Raw genomic sequence first — 21,408 nt, 5'->3', positions numbered from 1 at the left:
ACGTCAAACCATCCCCGCTGTGGCGCGCGTCCTACAGCGATCGTCATGAGAGGTGCTTCATGATCCGTTACATGGCTGAGCCTAGGGGTTGATCACCGAAATGGGGCAGCTCCCCGCACCCTTTTCGAGTGGATGAGTAGAAATGCGCATTTTTGGACCGACGGGATGCCGGTCCCTCCGCGAAGATGACGCATCGCTTCTTTCCAACGCTGTGTACGTCATCGAACTGGCCCTGCGCATGAGTCCTGTCCCGGTGTCTGTTCAGCGCAAGGAGCATGCAGATGCCGATGCGCTGTATCGGCAGATCCTCCAAGCCCTCGAGAACGGCCAACCGAGGCTGCTAGAGCTCACCTGCGAGAAAGTGGAAGGCAAGAAAGTAACGCTGTTGGTCAGTGAGGTTCTCGCCGTTCAGCTTTATGAGAAAGCTTCGGCAGCGGGTGGCAGCAAGCGTCCCGGCTTTTCCTTTGATTCCTGACACCTCAACCGCCGAACTGAGCGTTGAGGCCGTCAGCCACCGCTGGCCGAACGGCCAGCAGGCCCTCAACCGTTGCAACCTGGTCATCCCTGGCCCGGGCCTCTGGATGTTGGTGGGCAGCAACGGCAGCGGCAAAAGCACCCTGTTCCGCCTGATCTCAGGACTGCTCGAACCCCAGAGCGGACGCATCGCCTGCCGCAGCAAAACGGCCCTGGTGTTTCAGAACCCAGACCATCAGCTGCTGCTCCCCAGTTGCGGCAGCGATCTGATGCTGGGCATGGACCCTGAAGGGCCCCAGCAGCACCGCCTGAGCACCGTGCGCGGCCTGCTGAACCAGCTTGGCCTCGCCCAACTGGAGAAGCGGCCGATTCACAGCCTCAGCGGCGGCCAGAAACAACGCCTGGCCATTGCCGGAGCACTGGCCAGTGACGCCGAGCTCCTGCTGCTCGACGAACCGACCGCCCTGCTCGATCCCAGCAGCCAAGCAACCGTGCTGACCACCGTGCAACGGCTTTGCAAGGACCCCGTGAAGCCGATCACGGCGCTATGGATCACCCACAGGCTTGAGGAATTGGCCTCCGCCGATGGTGCCGCTCGCATGCAAGACGGTCGGATTGGACCATGGACCCGGGGAACAGAACTGCAACGACGCTTGCAGGGGGGCACATTCGAGGGGTAAGTTCTTCGGGTCTCATTCCTCGGTAGCTCAGCGGTAGAGCGGTCGACTGTTAATCGATTGGTCGCAGGTTCGAATCCCGCCCGGGGAGCTTTAAAGCCACAGCTCACGCTGTGGCTTTTTTATTGACGAAAAAGGAATTTCGTGACGGGTGATTGCTCGAAGCGGAAGACTTCCTAAACAGACAGGGGCGGAAGACAAGCAAAAAAACCTCCAAATCGCTGATCCTGAAAGCAATCTGCGACAACCAAGCCTCTAAGGGTCTCCTTGCTGAAAATCTGCAGACACTTGAAAAGCTTGAGAGAATCCGTTCAGCGTTAATCCCTACAGACAAGCGCTCGTTATTTCTCCAGCCGAATTGCCGCCGAACCGATGAAGCCCTGCATCCTGCTAATCGAAGATGACCAGGACATGCGCGACCTGGTCAGCGGCCATTTGGAGCACAGCGGCTTCGATGTGCAGCGCGCCGACGATGGCATCAAAGGCCAGGCCCTCGCGCTGCAATACACCCCGGATCTGATCCTGCTGGATCTGATGCTGCCCAAAGTGGATGGCCTCACCCTGTGTCAGCGCCTACGGCGCGACGACCGCACCGCGGGGATTCCGATCCTGATGCTCACGGCTCTCGGAGGCACCAAAGACAAGGTGAGCGGTTTCAATTCCGGTGCCGACGATTACCTGACCAAACCCTTCGACCTGGAGGAACTTCAGGTGAGGGTCAAAGCATTGCTACGGCGCAGTGACCGAGCTCCTGTTGGGACCACCAACCACAACGAGATCCTCAGCTACGGGCCTCTCACCCTGGTGCCCGAGCGCTTTGAAGCCATCTGGTTTGATCAACCCGTACGACTCACGCACCTGGAGTTCGAACTGCTCCATTGCCTGCTGCAGCGTCACGGTCAGACTGTGGCCCCCTCGTTGATCCTCAAGGAGGTGTGGGGCTACGAACCCGATGACGACATCGAGACCATTCGCGTACACGTCAGACACCTGCGCACCAAGCTGGAGCCCGATCCGCGCAAGCCACGCTTTATCAAGACGGTGTACGGAGCGGGCTATTGCCTGGAATTGCCCACCAGCGCTCAGATGGATGGCCTGGAGGACGTGGTGGCCATGGCCCGCGAAGAGCGCAAACAGCAAGGCGATCGAGCCTCGGCCTGATCGCCTTCGTGCTCCTAGGAGACGGATGGCGTGAGGTCGAGTAACGCCACCTCCCAGGCCAGTCGCGGCTGAACGAACGAAAGCAGCTGACCGCGCAGCGTGTCCAAGCGCTTGAGGCTTGAGGCAGGACTGCCGGAGCGCCAAAGCCGGTGTTGCCACCAGCCAATCAACCAGAGCTGCTGCTCGCCATCGAGGGCTTCGCAGAGATCGCGTGCCAAGGCAAGTGCCTCCATGGGAGTGGCGGGAAGCGAATCGAGGCGCTGAACCAACTCCTCGGGCAGACCAGCCAGGGTGCGGCGATGGTCGATCAGGGCGCCTGGAGACCCGGCAGCCAAGGCCAGAAGTTCCGGAGCATCTTGAGAGGTTGCACCGGTGCGCTCGAGCACCTGAGCCATGGCCTCGGGGTTGAGCCGAAGGAAACGGATCAACTGACAACGGGAGCGAATTGTGCTGAGCAACCGCTCGGGGGCTGAGGTCAACAGAATCAGAACCCCATGGCCGGGTTCCTCCAGCGTTTTCAACAGGGCATTGGCCGCCGCTTCCGCCATCGCCTCAGCAGCCTCAATCACAACCATCCCGCGCTTCGCCTCCACTGGCTGCCGGGCCAGAGAGCGTCCGATGTCGCGGATCTGCTCCAAGCGCAACTGGGGCGGAGTGCGCCGGCTGAGCCCCGCCTCCTCGGCTTCGGTGCGGGTCAGCAAACGGCCCTGATGCTGATAAGTGGGTTCCACCCAGAACAGATCGGGGTGATTGCGTTCCAGCAGGCGTCGGCGTTCACGCGCCGAGGGCTGACCATCGGCCAGCAGTCCCTCCAGAAAACGCACCGCCGCCAACTGACGACCCACCCCTTCAGGGCCAGCAAAGAGATAGGCCGGGGCCACACGTTCTTGGGCCAGGGCCGCCGAAAGCAGATCAACGGCGAGGGGCTGACCGATCAGATCGCCAAACAGCGCGCTCAAGCCAGATGCTCCTGGAGCTGACGTTCCAGAGCAGCACGAACGGCGCTGGCTGACTGATCTGCAGCGACGGCGCACCAGGAGCGCTGCTGGGCCAACTCGGCAAAACCCTGTGCAACCCGCTCCAGGAATGCAGCTCCCTCGGCTTCGATGCGGTCCTCTTTGTCGCCGAGACGGCGCCGCAGGCTCTCTTGAACGGAAAGGCGCAGCCAGAGGGTGAGATCGGGCTGCAGCCCCGTGGTGGCGATCCCTTCGAGCCGCTGAATCAAGTCCCGATCCAACCCACGGCCATAGCCCTGATAGGCGAGGGTCGATCCCGCGAAACGATCGCTGATCACCCAATCACCACGCTCCAGCGCAGGACGGATCAGCGTTTCAACATGCTGAGCCCGATCTGCGGCATACAGCAACATTTCAGCGGTGGGAGCTGGTGCCTCCTGGTCTGCCGTGTGCAGCAGGAGTTCACGGATCGAGCGCCCCAGGGGAGTGCCTCCGGGCTCACGGGTGCAGACCACAGCAGCGCCCCTCGGCATCAGACCGCTGTTGGGCAACCACTCGACCAGATGCTGGATCTGCGTGGTCTTGCCGCAGCCGTCGATGCCCTCCAGAACAATGAAGCGACCTGTCATGGCAAGCGAAGAGCCAGGGCATTGAGCACCACAGTGATCGAACTCAGGGCCATCAACAGCGCCGCCAACGGGGGCGACAGCAGCACCCCATGGCTAGGGAGCAAGGCACCGGCGGCCACCGGAAGAACAATCAAGTTGTAACCGAAGGCCCAGAACAGGTTCTGCCGCACCTTCACCAGGGTGCGGCGCGCCAGGCTGAGGGCTTCGGGCAGGTTGTCGAGCCGATCGCCAAGCAACACCAGACCAGCGCAGTCCTGCGCGATCTGGGTTCCAGTGCCAATGGCAATCCCAAGATCAGCCGCGGCCAGGGCCGGCGCATCGTTGATGCCGTCGCCCACCATGGCCACCCGCTCGGCCTGCCGCAGCTGCTCGAGGCGCTGCAGCTTCTGCTGCGGCAGCATCTGCCAGCCCAGATCCTTGGCGGCAAAGCCCAGCTGCTGACCAAGGCGCTGCACAGCCGCCTGCCGATCACCACTGAACACCGAAAGCGCCAGACCGTGAGAGCGCAGGTGTTGCAACGCCGAGGCAACATCCGGGCGCAGCTGATCCTCAATCTGCACCAGGCCCACCAGGACAGCTCCCACAGCCACAGCTACCACCGAGCCTTCAGCGGCAGAGAGCCAGTCCTCGGCGGCGGGGGCGATGGGAACACCCTGCTCCTCCAACCAATCGGGCTTGCCAACAAGCACCTGAGCCGATGCACCGTCCACGTGGCCCTCCAGGCCCTGGCCGGAGACGGTGCGAACGTCCTCGCAATTCAGTAGTGCGAGCTCCCGGCGCTGGGCCTCCTGCAGCAGGGCGTAGGCCAAGGGATGGCGGCTGCTTTGCTCCAGGCTGGCCGCAAGCTGCAACAAATGATCCGGATCATCCCCGTACACATCGGTCACGAGGGGACGACCCAAGGTGAGGGTGCCGGTCTTGTCGAAGACCACATGGTCCAAACCGGCGGCGGTTTCGATCACATCACCACCGCGGAACAGCCAGCCGCGCCTTGCTGCCAAGCCGGTGGCGACCGTTATCACAGTGGGGGTCGCCAGACCCAGAGCACAGGGGCAGGCGACCACCAGCACGGCGATTGACAGTTGCAGGGCCAGACCCATCGGGGTGCTGGCTCCACTGCCCAAACCGCCGTGATGCATCCCATGGCCATGGTCCATCCCATGAGATGTCCCATGCGTCATGGGCATCCCAGGGGCTGACGCCTGCAGAACCTCAGGCCAGTGCTGGGCACCGAACAACCACCAAAACAAAAACGTGACGAGGGCCAAGCCGATCACGCCGTAGCAAAAACGGCCTGCCACACGATCGGCCAGGCCCTGGATGGGGGCCCGACGGGCCTGGGCCTGCTCCACCAGACGAATGATCCGGGCCAGGGCGGTTTCGGCACCGACACGGGTGACCTTCAGCACCAGGGTTGACTCCAGATTGAGGCTGCCGGAGGACAACTCCGTGCCGGGCTCCGCCTGCAGTGGCAAGGGCTCACCGGTGAGGCTGGACACATCAACGGCCGAGGCCCCCTCAAGCACCACCCCATCCACCGGAATGCGGTCACCGGCCAGCAACTGCACGGTTTCACCGGGCCTGAGAGCACCAACGCGCACCTCACGAATCGCCCCGTCGCTCAACAGCAGGCGCGCCGTGTCCGGCTGGAGCTCAGCCAGTTGCTGCAGGGCCTGACCGGTCCGGAAACGGGCCCGTTCCTCGAGGAAACGTCCCAGCAGGACGAATCCCAGCAACATCACCGGTTCATTGAAAAAGCAGGGCCAACCCACCTGGGGCCAAACCAAGGCCACCAGGCTGGCCACATAGGCACTGCTCACCCCCAGGCCCACGAGGGAATCCATGCTGGGGGCCCCTGCGCGAGCCGCCGCAACACCACCCACCAGGATCGGACGGCCCGGCCCCAGCAGAGCCACCGTGGCCAACGTGGCGTGGAAAGGCAGGCTGCCGATCAGAGGCAGCGACAAATGCCCTGCCTCGCTGACATGCCCCAGCACCGACAGCAACAGCAGCACCAGGGCCACCATCAGCTGTCGCCATTGCTGCCACCAGCCCGGCAGCGCCTGCCCGGCAGCCGCCGCTCCGATCGGGGCATCCAGGGAACGCTCCTTGGCCGGAAAGCCTCTGTCTGCCAGGGCTTTCAAGACACCATCCACATCACTCTCACCGGCAGTGAGATCGAGCCAGGCCGAGCGGCTGACCAGATTCACATCGGCGCGCTGAACACCGGGCTGATCCAGCAGGGTGGTTTCCACAGCGCGGACGCAACCGCCGCATTTCATCCCTTCCACATCCAGGACGACGGTCTGAACCGAAGGGCTCACAGGTGTTTACGCAACAGGGATCTTTACGAGCAGGCTAGGTCGGGCTCCGGTCCCGTCAGGATGGGGGTCCGTCCGCCGGAGCGCCGTGCCCCGCAGCAACCGCAACGACAACTTCATTGACAAGAGCTTCACGGTGATGGCGGACCTGATCGTCAAGCTGTTGCCGATCAATGCCCGCTCCAAGGAGGCCTACGTCTATTACCGGGATGGCCTCTCCGCCCAGAATGATGGCGACTACGCCGAAGCGCTGGAGAACTACGAGGAGGCCCTGAAGCTTGAGGAGAACTCCACCGACCGGAGCGAAACCCTCAAGAACATGGCCATCATCTACATGTCCAACGGCGAGGAGGAGCGGGCGATCGAGACCTACCGCAAGGCACTCGAGGAAAACCCGAATCAGCCCTCCTGCCTGAAAAACATGGGGCTGATTTACGAGAAGTGGGGCCGCATCGCCGAGGAAGGCGGTGAGCAGGACGCAGCGGATCGCTGGTTTGACCAGGCCGCTGACGTCTGGACCCAGGCCGTGCGCCTCAATCCCGGCGGTTATCTCGATATCGAGAACTGGCTGAAGTCCACGGGCCGCAGCAACGTGGACGTTTACTTCTGAATCAGTCCTGGTCGGGCTGCACGGCACCACCGAGCGCCAGCACCAGGGCCTCGGTGACGCTGTCGGCCTCCAGAAGAGCGAGATCCAAAGCCGAAGCCAGATCGCCCAGGCCACTGCCCCGGGGGACGACGGCCCGCTGAAAGCCCAGCCGGGCCGCTTCCTGCAGCCGAAGCTCCAGCTGACCCACAGGGCGCAACTGCCCCCCCAAACCAAGCTCGCCGATCAACACCGTGCCCGCAGGCAGGGTGAGATCTCTGAAACTGGCCACCACCGCTGCAGCGACCCCCAGATCCGCCGCCGGCTCCTCCACCTCCAGGCCACCGGCAACGGCCAGATAGCAGTCGAAGCGGGAGAGCGGCAGTCTCATGTGCTTCTCCAGCACCGCGAGGATCTGGTGCAGACGGTTGGTACCGATCCCTGTCGCCGTGCGTCGCGGACTGGCATAGCTGGTGACGTTCACCAAGGCCTGCAGATCCACGACCAAAGAGCGAGTGCCCTCACAGGCCACGATCGTGGCGACACCGGAGGCGCGGGCATCGCTGAGGAACAGCTCACTGGGGTTGCCCACCTCGGCCAGGCCACCGCTTTGCATCTCAAACAAACCCAACTCATGGGTGGCACCGAAGCGGTTCTTGACGGCCCGCAGCAGGCGATGACTGGCGAAGCGGTCTCCCTCGAAGGTGAGCACCGCATCCACGAGGTGTTCCAACACCTTCGGGCCGGCCAACATGCCTTCTTTGGTGACGTGCCCCACCAACAACAACGAGATGTTCTGGCGTTTCGCCAGCCGTTGCAGGGCAGCTGCACATTCACGCACCTGACCGACGGACCCCGGTGCACTGGTGAGGTTGGCGTCATGCAACGCCTGAATGCTGTCGATGATCGCCACAGCAGGGCGCAAGGCCTCCAGCTCCTCCAGCACCAGTTCCAGATCGGTTTCGGCCAGCAACTGCAGATCCGATGCCCCCCCGGCAAGCCGCTGCCAGCGCAGCTTCACCTGCTGCGCTGATTCCTCAGCGCTCACATAGAGCACTGATGCACCGGCCGCCATGGCTGAGGCGCTCTGCAGCAGCAATGTGCTCTTGCCGATACCCGGATCGCCTCCCACCAGCACCAGCGAACCGGGCACCAAACCACCACCCAGAACGCGGTCAAATTCCGCCGACCCGGTCGCCAGCCGCTGCAGCGGCTGATCCTCCAGCGAGGCCATGGCCGTGGACCGTCGCGGGGCAGCAGCCTGCTCCGGATCCGGAGCACTGCGGCGGCGACGGCCATCGTCGGCGGGCTGGGATTGCTCCACCAGCGAATTCCAGCTGCCGCACTCCGGGCAACGGCCGAAAAACTGTCGGGCACGGGCTCCACAGACCTGACAGATGAAAACAGCGGTGGATTTGGGCACTGCGAACTGTGAAGAAAGTTGCCGTTGAATGAACGGAGTAGGGGGCTGCCCTTTTATTTGTGGCGAGAAGTGACTAACGCCTCGGTGCCCATGACGGCCACGGCTCCCACCAAGGAAACGATCCTCGTGGTCGACGACGAGGCATCGATCCGACGGATCCTGGAAACCCGTCTATCCATGATTGGATACAACGTCGTAACCGCCTGCGACGGCACGGAAGCTCTGGAATTGTTCCCCACCTGCATGCCAGACCTGGTGGTGCTGGACGTGATGATGCCAAAGCTGGACGGCTATGGCGTCTGCCAGGAGCTGCGCAAGGAATCCGACGTTCCCATCGTGATGCTGACGGCCCTCGGCGACGTGGCTGACCGCATCACCGGGCTTGAGCTCGGTGCCGATGACTATGTGGTGAAGCCCTTCAGCCCGAAGGAGCTGGAAGCCCGCATCCGCTGCGTGCTGCGCCGGGTGGAGAAAGAGCAGGTGGCGGGCATTCCCAACTCCGGCGTGATCCAGGTCAGCGACCTGCGCATCGACACCAACAAACGCCAGGTGTTCCGCGGCGATGAACGCATCCGCTTAACGGGGATGGAATTCAGCCTGTTGGAACTGCTGGTGAGCCGTTCCGGCGAACCGTTCAACCGCGGCGAGATCCTCAAAGAGGTGTGGGGCTACACCCCGGAGCGCCATGTGGACACCCGGGTGGTGGATGTTCATATCTCCCGTCTGCGCTCCAAATTGGAGGATGATCCTGCCAATCCCGAGTTGATCCTCACAGCTCGGGGCACCGGCTACCTGTTCCAGCGCATCGTCGATTCCGTTGCCTCCGAAGGACCCTGATCCCACCCCGGCTCCTCAGCCGCGGCATAAAACAAACCGTCCTCGGGCGATCCGTCGCCTGGTGATTTGGTATCGGCGCAACGCCGCCGTCACAACCATCGTTGATGGTGCTGCCAGCTCAGCAACGGCCGCGGGTTCTATGGCCGGCAACGTGGCGGAAACCGTGGTCTCCGGAGCCGGCACGGTGGCCAGCACCGTGCTCCAACCGCTGGGGTTCGATCCCCTGCGCTGGCTGCAAGGGGGCACCGATACCGATGAGATCGACGATGCGGAGCGCCTCTGGGTGGCCGTCGATGGCATGGGCGGTGACCATGCGCCGGGGCCGATCCTGGAGGGATGCCTGGATGCCATTGACCGGCTGCCGCTGAAGATCCGCTTCGTGGGGGAGATCGACCGAGTGATGGCTGACGCCAACAGCCTTGGCCTACGCGAAGCCTTGGAGAGTGCGCGGGCAGCAGGGCATCTGGACCTGGTGGCCAGTGGGCCCTCCATCGGCATGGATGACGAAGCCACGGCGGTGCGGCGCAAACGGGACGCCAGCATCAATGTGGCCATGGACCTCGTGAAGAAAGGCAAGGCCGAGGCGGTTTACTCCGCCGGTAATTCCGGTGCGGTGATGGCCTCAGCGATTTTTCGGCTGGGACGGCTCAAGGGCATCGACCGTCCTGCCATCGGTGCCCTGTTCCCCACAAAAGATCCCAGCAAGCCGGTGTTGGTGCTCGATGTGGGCGCCAACATGGACTGCAAGCCCACTTACTTGCACCAGTTCGCTCTGCTGGGGAACATCTACAGCCGGGATGTGCTGCAGGTGAAACGCCCACGCATTGGCCTGCTGAACATCGGCGAAGAGGAGTGCAAGGGGAACGATCTCTCCCTGAAGACCCACGAATTGCTGCGAGACGAATCCAGGCTCCACTTCGCCGGGAACTGCGAAGGCCGGGATGTGCTTTCGGGCGACTTCGATGTGGTGGTCTGCGATGGATTCACCGGCAATGTGCTGCTCAAGTTCCTCGAGTCCGTCGGCAGTGTTCTGCTGGGGGTGCTGCGGGCGGAGTTGCCCCGGGGGCGTCGCGGCAAGGTTGGCTCAGCGTTCTTGCGCAGCAACCTGAAGCGCATCAAGAAGCGGCTCGACCATGCCGAGCACGGTGGTGCCCTGCTTCTGGGCGTGAACGGCATTTCCGTGATCGGCCACGGCAGCAGCAAAGCCCTCTCCGTGGTCAGTGCCCTGCGCATTGCCCACTCCGCAGCCAGCCATGGGGTGATGGAGGATCTCGCCACGCTGCAACAGGGTTGTGATTGACTGACGCGACGTCAATCAACATCCGCCTTGGTCGAGCCGCTCAGCACAACCAGCGGAGTGTTGTTCCGAGGGTCTGGCAGCGCGACGCCCAGCCGCTCGATCAGCAACGCTGAGCTTGGCCAGCGGGTCGAGACGAGTGACGAATGGATCCGCAGTCGCACCGGCATTGCCGCACGACGGGTGGTCAACAGCGACGAATCCCTGGCGGAACTGAGCGGACTGGCGGCGGAACGGGCCTTGGAGATGGCCGGTTGGTCGGCCGACAGCCTCGATCTCATCCTGTTGGCCACCTCCACCCCGGACGACCTCTTTGGTTCGGCTCCACGGCTGCAGGCGCGCCTCGGGGCCACCAATGCCGCGGCCTTTGATCTCACCGCTGCCTGCAGTGGCTTTCTCTTCGCCGTTGTGACCGCCGCCCAGTACCTGCGCAGTGGGGCAATGCGCCGCATTCTCGTGGTGGGGGCCGATCAACTCAGCCGCTGGGTTAACTGGGACGATCGACGCTCCTGCGTTCTCTTCGGTGATGCGGCTGGTGCCGTGGTGCTGGAAGCTTCAGAGAGCGGTCAGGACGATCTCGACGGATTTCTTTTGCGCTCCGATGGCAGCCGTGGCGAAGTGCTCCAGCTGCCCCAGGTGAACCAGCGCCAGCCCCTGGTGGGGGACGCCAGCCATCAGTGCGGCGGCTTCAGCCCCATCCAGATGAACGGGCAGGAGGTCTACAAATTCGCGGTGCGCGAGGTGCCGGCGATTCTCGAAGAGCTGCTTGCACAGGGTGGTGTCGCCGCAGATTGCCTGGATTGGCTGCTGCTGCATCAAGCCAACCAGCGCATCCTTGATGCCGTGGCGGATCGCTTCTCGGTGCCCTCCGAAAAAGTGCTCAGCAACCTGGCCCACTACGGCAACACCTCGGCAGCCACCATTCCCCTGATGCTGGATGAAGCCGTGCGGGATGGCCGCATCCAACCCGGCCACCGCATCGCCAGCAGTGGATTCGGAGCGGGATTGAGCTGGGGTGCAGCCCTCTTCCGCTGGAGCGGGCCCGCCTAATCTCCGGCACGGTCTGCAGAACACAGCAATGGCGATCGCCTGGGTCTTTCCCGGTCAGGGCTCTCAAAAGGTGGGCATGGCAGAAGCGCTGCTCAGCATCGAAGGCAGCCGCGAGCGTTTCGCCATGGCCTCCGAGCTGCTGGGGCGCGATCTGCTGGCGATCTGCCAAGGGGAAAGCGGCGGTGGTGATGGCCCGGATGACCTCAACGACACCCGCAACACCCAGCCCGCCCTGTTTGTGATCGAATCGGTGCTGGCCGACAACCTTCAGCAGCAGGGCCGCGAGCCCGCGCTGGTGGCCGGCCACAGCCTGGGCGAGCTGGTTGCCCTGTACAGCGCAGGAGTGTTTGGGCTGGAGACCGGTCTGCAGCTGATGAAAACCCGCTCAGAACTGATGGCGAACGCCGGGGGCGGCGCCATGACGGCCGTGATCGGCTTCGATCGCGCTCAGCTGGACGATCTGGTGGCCGCCACGGACGGCGTCAGCATCGCCAACGACAACAGCGACGCGCAGGTGGTGATCTCTGGCTCTCCAGAGGCCGTGGAACGCGTGAGTGGAGCCCTGAAATGCAAGCGCGCCATCCCCCTGGCCGTCTCCGGAGCCTTCCACTCTCCGTTCATGGCGGAGGCTGCTGAGCGCTTCGCCGCCGAGCTGGACAACGTGCCCTTCCTGGATGCCCGCGTTCCGGTGCTCAGCAACAGCGCCGCCAGCGCCAGCACCAGTGCGGACGAGCTCAAACAGCGCCTGAAGCAGCAGATGACCACCGGTGTGCGCTGGCGCGAAACCATGGCGGCGATGACCGACAGCGGTGTGGACACCCTGGTGGAAATCGGTCCGGGCAACGTGCTCAGCGGCCTGGCCAAACGCAGCATGAGCGGGGTCACCACCGCCCAGATCTCCGGGGCTGGAGACCTCGGACAGTGAGTCAGTCCAGCCTCGTCCGCACCCCCAAGCCGAGCCTCACCTACCGGCTGGTCAGCAGCCTGCTGGTGTTCCCGGTCTTCCGCTTGCTGTTCCGCGGATCGACCTCCGGCAACAACCGAGTGCCCATGCAAGGGCCCCTTGTGGTGGTGGCCAACCATGGTTCGCACCTGGACCCGCCCTTGCTGGGCCATGCCCTGGGGCGCCCCGTGGCCTTCATGGCCAAGGCGGAACTGTTCAGCATCCCGCTCCTAGGGCGCTTGATCCGGGCCTGTGGTGCTTACCCCGTGCGGCGGGGTGCCAGCGATCGCGAAGCGATCCGCACCGCAACGGCTCGACTCGAAGAAGGCTGGGCAACGGGGGTGTTTCTCGACGGCACCCGACAGAACGACGGCCGGATCAACAACCCACTCCCCGGAGCGGCCCTGCTCGCGGCTCGCACGGGAGCCCCTCTGCTGCCGGTGGCCATCTGCAACAGCCACCGCGCCTTGGGCAGCGGGCGCAGCTGGCCGCGCCTTGTGCCGATTCAGCTGCGCATCGGCGCCCCCATCCCAGCCCCGGCCAGCCGCCGCAGGCCTGATCTGGATGCCACCACCGCTCTGCTGCAGGAACGCATCAACGCTCTGCTGGATCAAGGTCCGCAGCATCCCTGAGGTCGCGACCGGTCATCACCCACGCCACCGCACGAAGCCAATCACTCCATTGCTTGAGGCGTCCCTCCTGGGTGCAGTCCTCGCGGCAGGCCACGGGAACTCCGGTGAGCTGAATTCCGCGGCTGCCGGCCACCACCTGGCCCACCGCCATAGAGCGGGGCAGGTGGTCTTCGCTGGTCACCAGCAGCACGTGGCGAACACCATCCGCCTGCAGCTCATCCACCACGGACGTGAAATTGCTGAGGGTGTCACGGGCCCGGTAATCCAGGGTGACGCGGTCGGGATTGAAGCGCTCCTCACTGAGCATCCATTCGGCGTACTCACGGTTGCTGCCGCCGCTCACCAGCAGGGGTAGGTCGAGCTGACGCGCCAACCGGGCACCCAATCGTTCCCTGTCCACATCACCCCCGAGCACCAGCACCAGCTGGGGCGGGCTGCGATCCAACAGAGCCCGCCGATAGGGCGACAGCGGGCCGGGCCCCAACAGCCAGGCCATCAAACCAGCACCCAGCAGCAGCTCTGTACGCACGCACGCCATCAGACCTGTCCAACAGGTGAGGTGGGGTAGATCGGCAGCACCTCAGCCCAGGGCATCGCAGCCCCGGCGGCATGGCTGCGATGCAACAGCTGCAGGAGCCGCGCCACATCCGCTTCCACATCCAGCTGCACCTCAACAGCAGGCTTGGGTGATGCCCCCTGAGGCAGCAAGGTCGGCAGGCTGAGTTCGTAAACCTGCCCGGTCGTGATCCTGTACTGACCACCCACCACCCCGCGCCGGGGTAACTCCTGGGTGATCCAGAACGGTTCCCCCTGCATGGCTTGGGGCAGTTGCCGCTCCAGGCGTGGGGCCATCAGGGCATAGCTGCTCACTCCCAGCAGGGGGCAATCCAGCTGTTGCGCCAGGGTGCGGGCCATCACCACCGTGAGGCGGGTGCCGGTGAAGCCGCCGGGTCCCGTCGCGACGGCAAGGCCCTGCAACTGGGGCCAACGCTCAGGCGGGAGGAGCCCCTGAACCCGCGAAATCAAGCTGTTGGAGAGGCCCCGGCCATCCGGATGAGCCTGCACCAAAGGCTCTGCCCCGGTCTGCTGAGGATCCAGCAGCGCCATGCCAAAGCAATCGGAACAGCTGTGCAAGGCGAGCAGTAGCGGTGGAGCTGTCATCGGGGCAGCTCCTGTCCAGGACGGCAACGCTGCCACCGGCCTGGATCCGCCTTGAAGCTGGAGCAGGAGCGCACATCCCACTCAATCCCGGCCTGGCCATCGGGGAGATCCATCACCGACACGTGGATGCGGGGGGCTTCTGGCTCAAAATCCGGGGCCTGGGCTAGATGCGGAACACCATGCTGACGCTCAACTGCGTGATAGGCCTGACAACGGTCGACCCAGCTGCAATCCACGCAGATGCACATGCCTCCCGAGGCCGTTCACTCCACCCATTCTGATGGCTCAAGGCTCCGGCAACGCATTGCTTGACCAGCTGCGAGAGCGACTGGCTCCAGCCCAGTGGCCTCTCCCCCTGGCACGGCTTCCGGAGGGCACGGCGCTGGTGGGTGGCGCCGTGCGGGATGGCTTGCTGGACCGTCTCCAGGAGCATCCGGATCTTGACCTGGTGGTCCCATCCGATGCCATCGCTCTGACCAAGGCCCTGGCCCAGGAGCTCCATGGCACTTGTGTGGTGCTGGACGCGGAACGGAGCATTGCTCGGCTGGTGCTTGGGGGCTGGACGGTCGACATCGCCCGACAGGACGGAGACCGCATCGAAGACGACCTCTGGCGGCGCGACTACCGGCTCAATGCCATCGCCGTGTCGCTCCAGCCCTGGGGAGAGCTATGGGACCCCACAGGAGGACTGAGCGACCTCCAGCAGGGCTGCCTGACCGCCGTCTCGGAAGCCAACCTCATCGACGACCCTCTGCGGTTGCTGCGGGGATTGCGGCTGATGGCGGAAATCCCTCTCACCATCTCCAGCCAGACCATGGCGTGGATTGAGCGGCACGCCGCACGGCTTCCGGAAGCGGCACCGGAGCGAATCCTGGCGGAGCTGCAGCGCCTGGTGCGAGGCGAACACGCTGACGCCGCGATGGCAGCCCTCACAAGCCTGCCGTTGCTGCATCCCTGGGCGGCCGGAGGGCAACCTCCCACGCCCGGCAACATCGATGGCCTTACCAGCGAGGAAGCCGCAGCAGCAGTGCCCTTGGCGCGGCTGACGGCCCTGGTGAGCGATGAGGGGCTCAGCCAACTCCGCGCCAGTCGCGCCCTGCGCCAGCGCTGCAAACGGCTGCGGAGCTGGCAGCAACGCACCTGCCAGGCACCGGACGCGCTGTCCGAGAGCGATCGACTGCAATTGCATGAGGAGCTGGAGGGGGATCTCCCCGCCCTGGCCCTGCAACTGCCCGTGCCCGAAAAAGAAATCTGGCTGCGTCGATGGCGCAACGCCGAGGACCCTCTGTTCCACCCCAGAACCCCGGTCGACGGCAATGGCCTGCTCACGGCCCTGGAGATCGAACCCGGCCCCCGTCTCGGACGCCTGCTGCATCATCTGAAGCTTGAACATGCCTTTGGACGCATCCAGACCCCAAGCGAGGCACTGAAAGAGGCCCAACATTTCTTGACCCGTGAAAGCGAGGCTCTGTGATTAACTTTCCTGGTGTCAATGATGACGGTCAGACACCGACAGATCGCATTTCCTTTCCTTCATGAGCATCCGCCTGTACATCGGCAACCTGCCGCAGACCTTTGAAGAACAGGAGCTGGTGGCTCTGCTCAAGTCGGTGGGAGAAGGGATTCGGTTCAAGTCGGTTCTCGACCGCGAAACCGGTGCATGCCGCGGTTTCGGCTTCGCCAACGTGGACGATCCGAAACTGGCCGACGCCGTGATCGAAGCCCTCAACGGCAAGGATTTTGGTGGAAGTGCCCTGCGGGTCGAGCGCTCCGAGCGTCGCGACAACAATGCTGGCGGCAACCGTCGTGGAGCCCCCAACGCAGCCGGCCAGCCTCAAGTGGCCCGCAAGGCCGTGAACAAAGTGGTTCACAGCGATGCAAAGAGCGAAGGCGCTCCTGACCCCCGCTGGGCCGGCGAACTGTCGAAGCTCAAGGATCTGCTGGCCAACCAGAAGACGGCGGTTTGATCCGTCGCCGATCTGATTGAAGGACACAGCAGATCAATCCAAACCCCTGCCGGTATGACCGGCAGGGGTTTTTAGCGTGACTGCGCCAACAGGAATGAACGGGGCAGATCAAGCAGCTTGTTGACCTTGGCCACGTAGGCACGGTGATTGAACACGTCGTAATCGACCCGTTCAATTTCATCCAGAATGCCTCGGTACAGCCGCAACGACGTCCACACCGGCCAGCGCGCATCGGCGGACAGCCAACGGACTCCGGCTTCGGAACGAGCAAACCAATCGCGAGCCCGCTCCAACTGAAAGCGCATCAACGCACGCCAGGCGTTGTTAAGGGTTCCAGCCATCAGCTCTTCCTCGGAATAGCCGAAACGCTTGAGATCTTCCAGGGGCAGATAAATACGACCACGGCCCCGGTCTTCCCCAACATCCCGAAGAATGTTGGTGAGTTGGTTGGCGATCCCAAGGGCGACGGCGGCATCGGAGGTGTCGGGACAGTCGCTCCAGGGGGCTGAGGTGTAGGCCTGGTCGACGCCCATCACCCCCTGGGTCATCAGGCCAACGGTGCCTGCCACGCGATAGCAGTAGAGCTTGAGGTCTTCAAAGCGGGGGTAGCGGGTCCAGGTGAGGTCCATCCGCTGGCCCTCGATCATGTCGAGGTAAGGCTGAATGCCCTGGGGGAAGCGCTCCAGGGTGTCGACCATCACCGCATCCAGGTCGTCCTCCACCCGCCCATCAAACAGAGCACGGGTCTTCTCTTCCCAACGGTCGAGCCGCTCTGCAAGCTCCTCCACAGGACGCGCTTGGGCCTCCGGGCTGTCCATCAACTCATCCGTGCGCCGGCACCACACATAGATCGCCCAGATGGCACGCCGCTTCTCCGGAGGGAGAAGCAAGGTGCCGATATAGAACGTCTTGGCCCACTCGGCGGTCTCCCGACGGCAGGCCTCAAAGGCTGCGTCGAGATCCGGGGAGGCGAGGGGCATGGCTCAGGCCGTCACAGGCTCACTGGAAGAGGTCGATGATGCCAGCTGACCTGTCTTGCGGTCCACCGCACCGGCGCAGAGCTTGCCGCTGAGAACAGCACCCTCCATCGAGGCGAGATAACGCTGCATGGTGTAGTCGCCCGCGAGGAAGAAGTTCTTGATCGGGGTGGTCTGATCCGGGCGAAGCTCCTGGCAGCCGGGAGTCGTCTTGTAAACGGACAACGGCGTCTTCACGACCTTGTATTTGCGCAGGGTGGCGGGGTTGTCGCCACTGAAGTGCATCGGGAACAGCTTCTTGAGCTCGCCCATGGTGGCCTCGATGATCTCCTCATCGGGGCGGCCGATCCAGTCTTTGGCAGGAGCAAAAACCAGCTCAAGCATCGACTTGTCGGGATCTTCGTACTCCCTGCAGGTGATGCTCATGTCGGCATACACGCTGAGCAGAGGGGAGCGGCTGAACAACAGATGGTCGATGTCGGTGAGCTTGCGATCGAACCAGAGGTGCAGGTTGATCACAGGGACACCCCGGAGGCCATCCAACTTCTGGAACACTTCCATCTGCTTCCAGGGCTCGGGCAGCAGCAGCTTGAAGGGATCCACCGGCAAGGCACTGACATAGGCATCAGCGGTGAGGTCGAAGCTTTCCTTGCCCTTCACGCCACCGATGTGGAAGGCCGCCACAGAACCATCGGGATTGAGCTTGATCTCACGCAGGGGGCTGTCGAGATGCACCTCACCACCCAGTGATTCGATGTGCTCGACCACCGGCTGGCAGAGGCGCTCCGGCGGTGCGCCGTCCAGGAACGCCATCTGGGAGCCGTTCTTCTCCTGCAGGAAGCGGTTCAGGGCCGTGAGCACCACGGTGGCGGAGATCTCATCGGGATCGATGAAATTCAGCGCCTTGCTCATGGCGATGAACACCTCATCATTCACCCGCTCTGGGATGTTGTGGATCCGCAGCCACTCCGTCCAGGAATACTTGTCGCACTCTTCGACGTAACCCTGGCCCCGGAGCATGGCGGGGACCAGTCCCAGGCCGAAGCTGATCTTCTCCGGCCAGGTGAGCATGTCGTTGTTGCCCAGGATCGCCGCCACACCATTCACCGGTGCAGGCAGATCAGGGAAATCAAAGCGGCTGTAGGTGCCGGGCTCCTCGGGTTGGTTGAAGATCATCGAATGGCTCTTCCACTGAAGCCGGTCTTCGATGTTCAGCTCCTTGAACAGCTGCAGCATGTTCGGGTAGGCCCCGAAGAAGATGTGCAGGCCGGTTTCGTACCAGTCGCCGTCTTCGTCTTTCCAGGCCGCCACCTTGCCGCCGAGAACATCCCTGGCTTCCACAACGATGGGGGTGTGGCCGGCATCCGCCAGGTATTTGGCACAGGAGAGTCCAGCAAGACCAGCTCCGGCAATAGCGACGCGCATGCGGCCGTCTCGAAAGTGAAACCAACCTTAAAAGGGCTTGACCCCCGTTCGCTTCTTAAAGTCGTGTCAGCTTTCCCGTGGGCGCGTCTTGGCTGACACCCTTCTCAAGTGCACCACCCGCCACGTGCGCCTGTTCACAGCAGCGCTTCAAGAGGAGGATCTGGTTCCTTCAGATGACCAACTGACCTTGGATCTGGATCCCGACAACGAATTTCTCTGGGATGCCGCCAGCCTCGCCAAGGTGCAGGGACGCTTCAAGGAACTGGTGGATGCCGCAGCCGGCGGCGAACTGAGTGACTACACCCTGCGTCGCATTGGCACAGACCTGGAGGGATTCATCCGGCAACTGCTCCAGGCCGGAGAACTCAGCTACAACCCGGATGGCCGCGTGCAGAACTTCTCCATGGGCCTGCCCCGCACCCCAGAACTGTTGTGACCGGCTCGCGCTACGACCGCGGCGGCCGCCGACCGCGTGATGGCCGCTACGACCGCGGTGAGCGTGACCGCTATGACGCTCCACCCCGGGTCGGATACGGCCGTCCTCCCGCCCCCCCACCAGGTGGAGGAGGCGGCCAGGGCGGCTTTCAATTCAGCACCCTCACCGTGGCCGTCTTGGCAGGAGTTCTCGTGGTGGGAATCGGCATCGGCAGCGCTGTCACCAGCACCACCACAGGCGACCAGGGAAACATCGCCAGCTCCCAGCAACTGGACATGGCCGTTCCCGACCCGGAGTTCTGCCGCCAGTGGGGGGCGAGCGCCTTCGTCATGGACATCGAGATGTACACGACGCTCAACCCCTCCAGCAGCTTTGTGACCCAGCCAACCCTGCAACCGGGTTGTGTGATCCGTCGGGAGAACTGGTCGGTGCTGCGCAAGGAGGGGGCCATCACCGCCGAGCAGGAGCGTGAGTGCAAACAACGGATGAACACCTTTGCCTATATCGGCTCTGTTCGGGACAAGCCCGTGGTGCGCTGCGTCTACCAAACCGACATCAGTGAGAACAAATTCCTCACCCGAGGCGTGGCAGATGACGCTGTGGGCGTGACACCCGAGGCCGATCAGTTCTGAACCAGTTGCTCCCCGATCGCTTCAGGCACGACCTTCACTGCCTGACGAATCGGGCTGTCAGCGCTGGCAAAAACGGGCAGAACGTCATTGCGGAAGGCCACCGAGGCGCGTGAGCAGTAGCGGGCGGGATGGGTGATCAACTTGAGCTGGCGCCGCACCTGCAGATCAGCCACCTGGGGCCGGTGAATCGTGCCCGCCGATAACTCCCGTTCAATCGACACCACAGGGACAAAGGCGGCGCCCAGGCCCGCCTGAACGGCGTTCTTGATGGCTTCCAGCGAATTCAGCTCCATATCGATGCGCAGGCGCTGCACATCCAGGCCGGAGCGTGCCAGCAGCTGGTCAACCATCTTCCGGGTGGTGGATTGCGCATCGAGGCAGACGAAGCCCAGGCGATACAAGTCTTCCTTGGTGAGTTCAGCCAGTCGGGCCAAGGGGTGCTTCACCGGCAGCACCAGCGCCAGCTCATCACTGGCGTAGGGCACCACCTGCAGCAGTTCATTGAGTTCCGCCGGCAATTCACCACCGATGATCGCCAAGTCGATCTGACCGTTGGCCACACTCCAGCCCGTGCGTCTGGTGCTGTGAACCTGGAGCTGCACGGACACGTCCGGATATTTCTGGCGGAACAGGCCGATCATCCGGGGCATCAGATAGGTGCCGGTGGTCTGACTTGCCCCCACGATCAGGGACCCACCTTTGAGGTTGTGGAGATCATCCAGGGCCCGACAGGCTTCGTGGCACTGGCTGAGGATCCGGTCGCAATAACTCAGCAGCAGATGGCCAGCTTCAGTGAGCTGCGCCTTGCGCCCGCCGCGATCAAACAGCGACACCTCCAGCTGCTTCTCCAGGTTCTGGATCTGAAGGCTGACTGCGGGCTGGGTGACGTAAAGACTATCGGCGGCCTTCTTGAAGCTGCCCTCACTGACAATCGCGCGAAGGATCCGCAGCTGGTCGAGGGTGAACGGCAGATCGGCCACCGCGGAACACCCGGAGGAACACCAGAAATTTAGGACCGCCACGTCCGACAGCCAGAATCACGCCCTTCCAACGCAGCCGCCATGGCCTCCACCCACCACAGCAGCGTCGTGATGCTGGTGCTGCTGATCCTGTTTGCCGTGATTCACAGCGGTGGTGCTGCCCTGCGCAGCCGGGCTGAGGCCGTGATCGGAGCACGGGCCTGGCGCCTGATCTTCGCGGCAGCCAGCATTCCCTCGGCCGTGGTGGTGATCGGATGGTTCCTGGCCCATCGCTACGACGGGGTGCGGCTTTGGAATCTCCAGGGCGTGCCTGGGGTGATTCCGCTCGTGTGGATCGGAACCGCCATCAGTTTTCTCTTCCTCTATCCAGCCACCTACAACCTGCTGGAGATCCCGGCGGTGCTGAAACCGCAGGTGCGTCTTTACGCCACGGGGATCATCCGCATCAGCCGCCATCCCCAGGCCATCGGGCAAATCCTCTGGTGCCTCACCCACGCCTTCTGGATCGGCAGCAGCTTCATGCTGGTGACCTGCGTGGGCTTGATCGGCCATCACCTCTTCGCCGTCTGGCATGGCGACCGGCGCCTGAAGGCCCGCTTCGGCGAAGCCTTTGACGAGCTCAAGGCCAGCACCTCAATCGTGCCCTTCGCAGCGGTGCTGGATGGACGCCAGCAGTTGCAGTGGCAGGAATTCGTTCGACCGGCGCAACTGGGCATCGCCATCGCCGTCGGCGTGTTCTGGTGGGCCCATCGCTTCATTCCGACGGCTGCCGAGTTGATGCGCAATTCAGCACTCCAGAACCTGCTGGGCTGAGCTGCCTACACTCGCTTCAACCTCCTTTATG

At 63.5% G+C, this 21,408-nt stretch carries 24 protein-coding genes and 1 tRNA gene; 15 read left to right on the top strand and 10 right to left on the bottom strand.

Going from position 1 to position 21,408, the window contains the following annotated elements; translation table 11 throughout:
• The first annotated feature begins 211 nt into the window (after positions 1–211).
• From DXY03_RS08160 to DXY03_RS08145, 4 genes are all read left to right on the top strand, one after another.
• Positions 212–475 carry a hypothetical protein gene (locus DXY03_RS08160; RefSeq protein WP_115009953.1) on the top strand — a complete coding sequence of 88 codons (264 nt, stop codon included), beginning with the start codon at positions 212–214 and terminating at the stop codon, positions 473–475.
• Positions 417–1,154, top strand: a complete 738-nt coding sequence (locus DXY03_RS08155) for an ABC transporter ATP-binding protein (protein ID WP_371637713.1) — start codon at positions 417–419, stop codon at positions 1,152–1,154. Before DXY03_RS08160 ends, DXY03_RS08155 begins: the two co-directional genes overlap by 59 nt.
• A 16-nt stretch (positions 1,155–1,170) precedes the next feature.
• Positions 1,171–1,242, top strand: a tRNA-Asn gene (locus DXY03_RS08150).
• A gap of 281 nt (positions 1,243–1,523) precedes the next feature.
• Positions 1,524–2,312, top strand: coding sequence for a response regulator transcription factor (locus DXY03_RS08145; protein WP_115009951.1), 789 nt, complete (start codon positions 1,524–1,526; stop codon positions 2,310–2,312).
• Positions 2,313–2,326: 14 nt separating this feature from the next.
• Here DXY03_RS08145 and holB read toward each other — a convergent pair whose 3' ends face one another.
• The 3 genes from holB to DXY03_RS08130 are packed head-to-tail and all read right to left on the bottom strand — an operon-like array spanning position 2,327 to position 6,221.
• Complete coding sequence (holB, locus tag DXY03_RS08140) at positions 2,327–3,271, bottom strand: DNA polymerase III subunit delta' (protein ID WP_115009950.1); 945 nt, start codon at positions 3,269–3,271, stop codon at positions 2,327–2,329.
• Positions 3,268–3,897: a dTMP kinase gene (gene tmk / locus DXY03_RS08135; RefSeq protein WP_115009949.1), complete on the bottom strand. Its 630-nt coding sequence runs from the start codon at positions 3,895–3,897 to the stop codon at positions 3,268–3,270. The genes holB and tmk overlap by 4 nt, the downstream gene beginning before the upstream one ends.
• On the bottom strand, positions 3,894–6,221 hold the full coding sequence (locus DXY03_RS08130; RefSeq protein ID WP_115009948.1) for a cation-translocating P-type ATPase: 2,328 nt from the start codon (positions 6,219–6,221) through the stop codon (positions 3,894–3,896). The genes tmk and DXY03_RS08130 overlap by 4 nt, the downstream gene beginning before the upstream one ends.
• A gap of 85 nt (positions 6,222–6,306) precedes the next feature.
• Here DXY03_RS08130 and DXY03_RS08125 point away from each other — a divergent pair, with 85 nt between their 5' ends.
• Positions 6,307–6,828, top strand: a complete 522-nt coding sequence (locus DXY03_RS08125; protein WP_006849793.1) for a photosystem I assembly protein Ycf3 — start codon at positions 6,307–6,309, stop codon at positions 6,826–6,828.
• Between the two features lies 1 nt (position 6,829).
• Here the strand turns inward: DXY03_RS08125 and radA are convergent, their stop codons facing one another.
• Positions 6,830–8,227, bottom strand: a complete 1,398-nt coding sequence (gene radA / locus DXY03_RS08120; protein WP_115009947.1) for a DNA repair protein RadA — start codon at positions 8,225–8,227, stop codon at positions 6,830–6,832.
• Positions 8,228–8,317: 90 nt separating this feature from the next.
• Here radA and rpaB point away from each other — a divergent pair, with 90 nt between their 5' ends.
• The 5 genes from rpaB to DXY03_RS08095 are packed head-to-tail and all read left to right on the top strand — an operon-like array spanning position 8,318 to position 12,986.
• A complete protein-coding gene (gene rpaB, locus DXY03_RS08115) occupies positions 8,318–9,064 on the top strand; it encodes a response regulator transcription factor RpaB (RefSeq protein ID WP_038552777.1) in 747 nt (248 codons plus the stop codon).
• Positions 9,045–10,364, top strand: a complete 1,320-nt coding sequence (gene plsX / locus DXY03_RS08110) for a phosphate acyltransferase PlsX (protein WP_115009946.1) — start codon at positions 9,045–9,047, stop codon at positions 10,362–10,364. The genes rpaB and plsX overlap by 20 nt, the downstream gene beginning before the upstream one ends.
• A gap of 27 nt (positions 10,365–10,391) precedes the next feature.
• Positions 10,392–11,411 (top strand): beta-ketoacyl-ACP synthase III, encoded by a 1,020-nt coding sequence (locus DXY03_RS08105; RefSeq protein ID WP_170952007.1) that lies wholly within the window; start codon positions 10,392–10,394, stop codon positions 11,409–11,411.
• A 28-nt stretch (positions 11,412–11,439) separates the two neighbouring features.
• Positions 11,440–12,336: an ACP S-malonyltransferase gene (gene fabD / locus DXY03_RS08100; RefSeq protein ID WP_115009944.1), complete on the top strand. Its 897-nt coding sequence runs from the start codon at positions 11,440–11,442 to the stop codon at positions 12,334–12,336.
• A complete protein-coding gene (locus DXY03_RS08095) occupies positions 12,333–12,986 on the top strand; it encodes a 1-acyl-sn-glycerol-3-phosphate acyltransferase (RefSeq protein WP_115009943.1) in 654 nt (217 codons plus the stop codon). The genes fabD and DXY03_RS08095 overlap by 4 nt, the downstream gene beginning before the upstream one ends.
• On the opposite strand, the gene DXY03_RS08090 is transcribed toward DXY03_RS08095, so the two are convergent.
• Genes DXY03_RS08090 through DXY03_RS08080 form a run of 3 tightly spaced genes read right to left on the bottom strand, consistent with a single transcriptional unit; the run spans position 12,949 to position 14,395 of the window.
• Positions 12,949–13,524, bottom strand: coding sequence for a YdcF family protein (locus DXY03_RS08090; RefSeq protein ID WP_115009942.1), 576 nt, complete (start codon positions 13,522–13,524; stop codon positions 12,949–12,951). The genes DXY03_RS08095 and DXY03_RS08090 overlap by 38 nt on opposite strands.
• Entirely contained in the window at positions 13,524–14,147 is a 624-nt protein-coding gene (tsaB, locus tag DXY03_RS08085; protein WP_115009941.1) for a tRNA (adenosine(37)-N6)-threonylcarbamoyltransferase complex dimerization subunit type 1 TsaB, read from the bottom strand. Before tsaB ends, DXY03_RS08090 begins: the two co-directional genes overlap by 1 nt.
• Positions 14,144–14,395 (bottom strand): Ycf34 family protein, encoded by a 252-nt coding sequence (locus tag DXY03_RS08080; RefSeq protein WP_115009940.1) that lies wholly within the window; start codon positions 14,393–14,395, stop codon positions 14,144–14,146. Before DXY03_RS08080 ends, tsaB begins: the two co-directional genes overlap by 4 nt.
• 32 nt (positions 14,396–14,427) lie before the next feature.
• Here DXY03_RS08080 and DXY03_RS08075 point away from each other — a divergent pair, with 32 nt between their 5' ends.
• Both DXY03_RS08075 and DXY03_RS08070 read left to right on the top strand, forming a co-directional pair.
• The gene (locus DXY03_RS08075; RefSeq protein ID WP_115009939.1) at positions 14,428–15,621 is read left to right on the top strand and encodes a CCA tRNA nucleotidyltransferase; all 1,194 of its coding nucleotides are present in this window, start codon (positions 14,428–14,430) and stop codon (positions 15,619–15,621) included.
• 61 nt (positions 15,622–15,682) lie between these two features.
• Positions 15,683–16,114 carry an RNA-binding protein gene (locus tag DXY03_RS08070; RefSeq protein ID WP_115009938.1) on the top strand — a complete coding sequence of 144 codons (432 nt, stop codon included), beginning with the start codon at positions 15,683–15,685 and terminating at the stop codon, positions 16,112–16,114.
• A 71-nt stretch (positions 16,115–16,185) separates the two neighbouring features.
• Here DXY03_RS08070 and DXY03_RS08065 read toward each other — a convergent pair whose 3' ends face one another.
• Positions 16,186–17,094, bottom strand: coding sequence for a phytoene synthase (locus tag DXY03_RS08065; RefSeq protein ID WP_115009937.1), 909 nt, complete (start codon positions 17,092–17,094; stop codon positions 16,186–16,188).
• 3 nt (positions 17,095–17,097) lie between these two features.
• Positions 17,098–18,516, bottom strand: a complete 1,419-nt coding sequence (gene pds / locus DXY03_RS08060) for a 15-cis-phytoene desaturase (protein ID WP_115009936.1) — start codon at positions 18,514–18,516, stop codon at positions 17,098–17,100.
• Between the two features lie 88 nt (positions 18,517–18,604).
• Between pds and DXY03_RS08055 the strand changes: the two genes are divergently transcribed.
• Entirely contained in the window at positions 18,605–18,952 is a 348-nt protein-coding gene (locus DXY03_RS08055; protein ID WP_025362552.1) for an NAD(P)H-quinone oxidoreductase subunit M, read from the top strand.
• The gene (locus DXY03_RS08050) at positions 18,949–19,584 is read left to right on the top strand and encodes a DUF3172 domain-containing protein (RefSeq protein ID WP_115009935.1); all 636 of its coding nucleotides are present in this window, start codon (positions 18,949–18,951) and stop codon (positions 19,582–19,584) included. The genes DXY03_RS08055 and DXY03_RS08050 overlap by 4 nt, the downstream gene beginning before the upstream one ends.
• Here the strand turns inward: DXY03_RS08050 and DXY03_RS08045 are convergent.
• Positions 19,575–20,564: a LysR family transcriptional regulator gene (locus DXY03_RS08045; protein ID WP_115009934.1), complete on the bottom strand. Its 990-nt coding sequence runs from the start codon at positions 20,562–20,564 to the stop codon at positions 19,575–19,577. The two genes, DXY03_RS08050 and DXY03_RS08045, sit on opposite strands and share 10 nt — an antisense overlap.
• An 81-nt stretch (positions 20,565–20,645) precedes the next feature.
• Between DXY03_RS08045 and DXY03_RS08040 the strand changes: the two genes are divergently transcribed.
• Complete coding sequence (locus DXY03_RS08040) at positions 20,646–21,377, top strand: NnrU family protein (RefSeq protein ID WP_115009933.1); 732 nt, start codon at positions 20,646–20,648, stop codon at positions 21,375–21,377.
• The last annotated feature ends 31 nt before the right edge of the window (positions 21,378–21,408 follow it).

Source organism: Synechococcus sp. N5 (assembly GCF_900473925.1).
Lineage (GTDB): Bacteria > Cyanobacteriota > Cyanobacteriia > PCC-6307 > Cyanobiaceae > Parasynechococcus.
This window is presented reverse-complemented; position numbering and strand designations above follow the sequence as displayed.

Excerpts from the sequence above, each read along its gene's own strand:
- DXY03_RS08155 (WP_371637713.1), top strand. The coding sequence starts at position 417 with ATGAGAAAGCTTCGGCAGCGGGTGGCAGCAAGCGTCCCGGCTTTTCCT.
- DXY03_RS08145 (WP_115009951.1), top strand. The coding sequence starts at position 1,524 with ATGAAGCCCTGCATCCTGCTAATCGAAGATGACCAGGACATGCGCGAC.
- tmk (WP_115009949.1), bottom strand. The coding sequence starts at position 3,897 with ATGACAGGTCGCTTCATTGTTCTGGAGGGCATCGACGGCTGCGGCAAG.
- rpaB (WP_038552777.1), top strand. The coding sequence starts at position 8,318 with ATGACGGCCACGGCTCCCACCAAGGAAACGATCCTCGTGGTCGACGAC.
- fabD (WP_115009944.1), top strand. The coding sequence starts at position 11,440 with ATGGCGATCGCCTGGGTCTTTCCCGGTCAGGGCTCTCAAAAGGTGGGC.
- DXY03_RS08090 (WP_115009942.1), bottom strand. The coding sequence starts at position 13,524 with ATGGCGTGCGTGCGTACAGAGCTGCTGCTGGGTGCTGGTTTGATGGCC.
- tsaB (WP_115009941.1), bottom strand. The coding sequence starts at position 14,147 with ATGACAGCTCCACCGCTACTGCTCGCCTTGCACAGCTGTTCCGATTGC.
- DXY03_RS08080 (WP_115009940.1), bottom strand. The coding sequence starts at position 14,395 with ATGTGCATCTGCGTGGATTGCAGCTGGGTCGACCGTTGTCAGGCCTAT.
- DXY03_RS08075 (WP_115009939.1), top strand. The coding sequence starts at position 14,428 with ATGGCTCAAGGCTCCGGCAACGCATTGCTTGACCAGCTGCGAGAGCGA.
- DXY03_RS08070 (WP_115009938.1), top strand. The coding sequence starts at position 15,683 with ATGAGCATCCGCCTGTACATCGGCAACCTGCCGCAGACCTTTGAAGAA.
- DXY03_RS08065 (WP_115009937.1), bottom strand. The coding sequence starts at position 17,094 with ATGCCCCTCGCCTCCCCGGATCTCGACGCAGCCTTTGAGGCCTGCCGT.
- pds (WP_115009936.1), bottom strand. The coding sequence starts at position 18,516 with ATGCGCGTCGCTATTGCCGGAGCTGGTCTTGCTGGACTCTCCTGTGCC.
- DXY03_RS08040 (WP_115009933.1), top strand. The coding sequence starts at position 20,646 with ATGGCCTCCACCCACCACAGCAGCGTCGTGATGCTGGTGCTGCTGATC.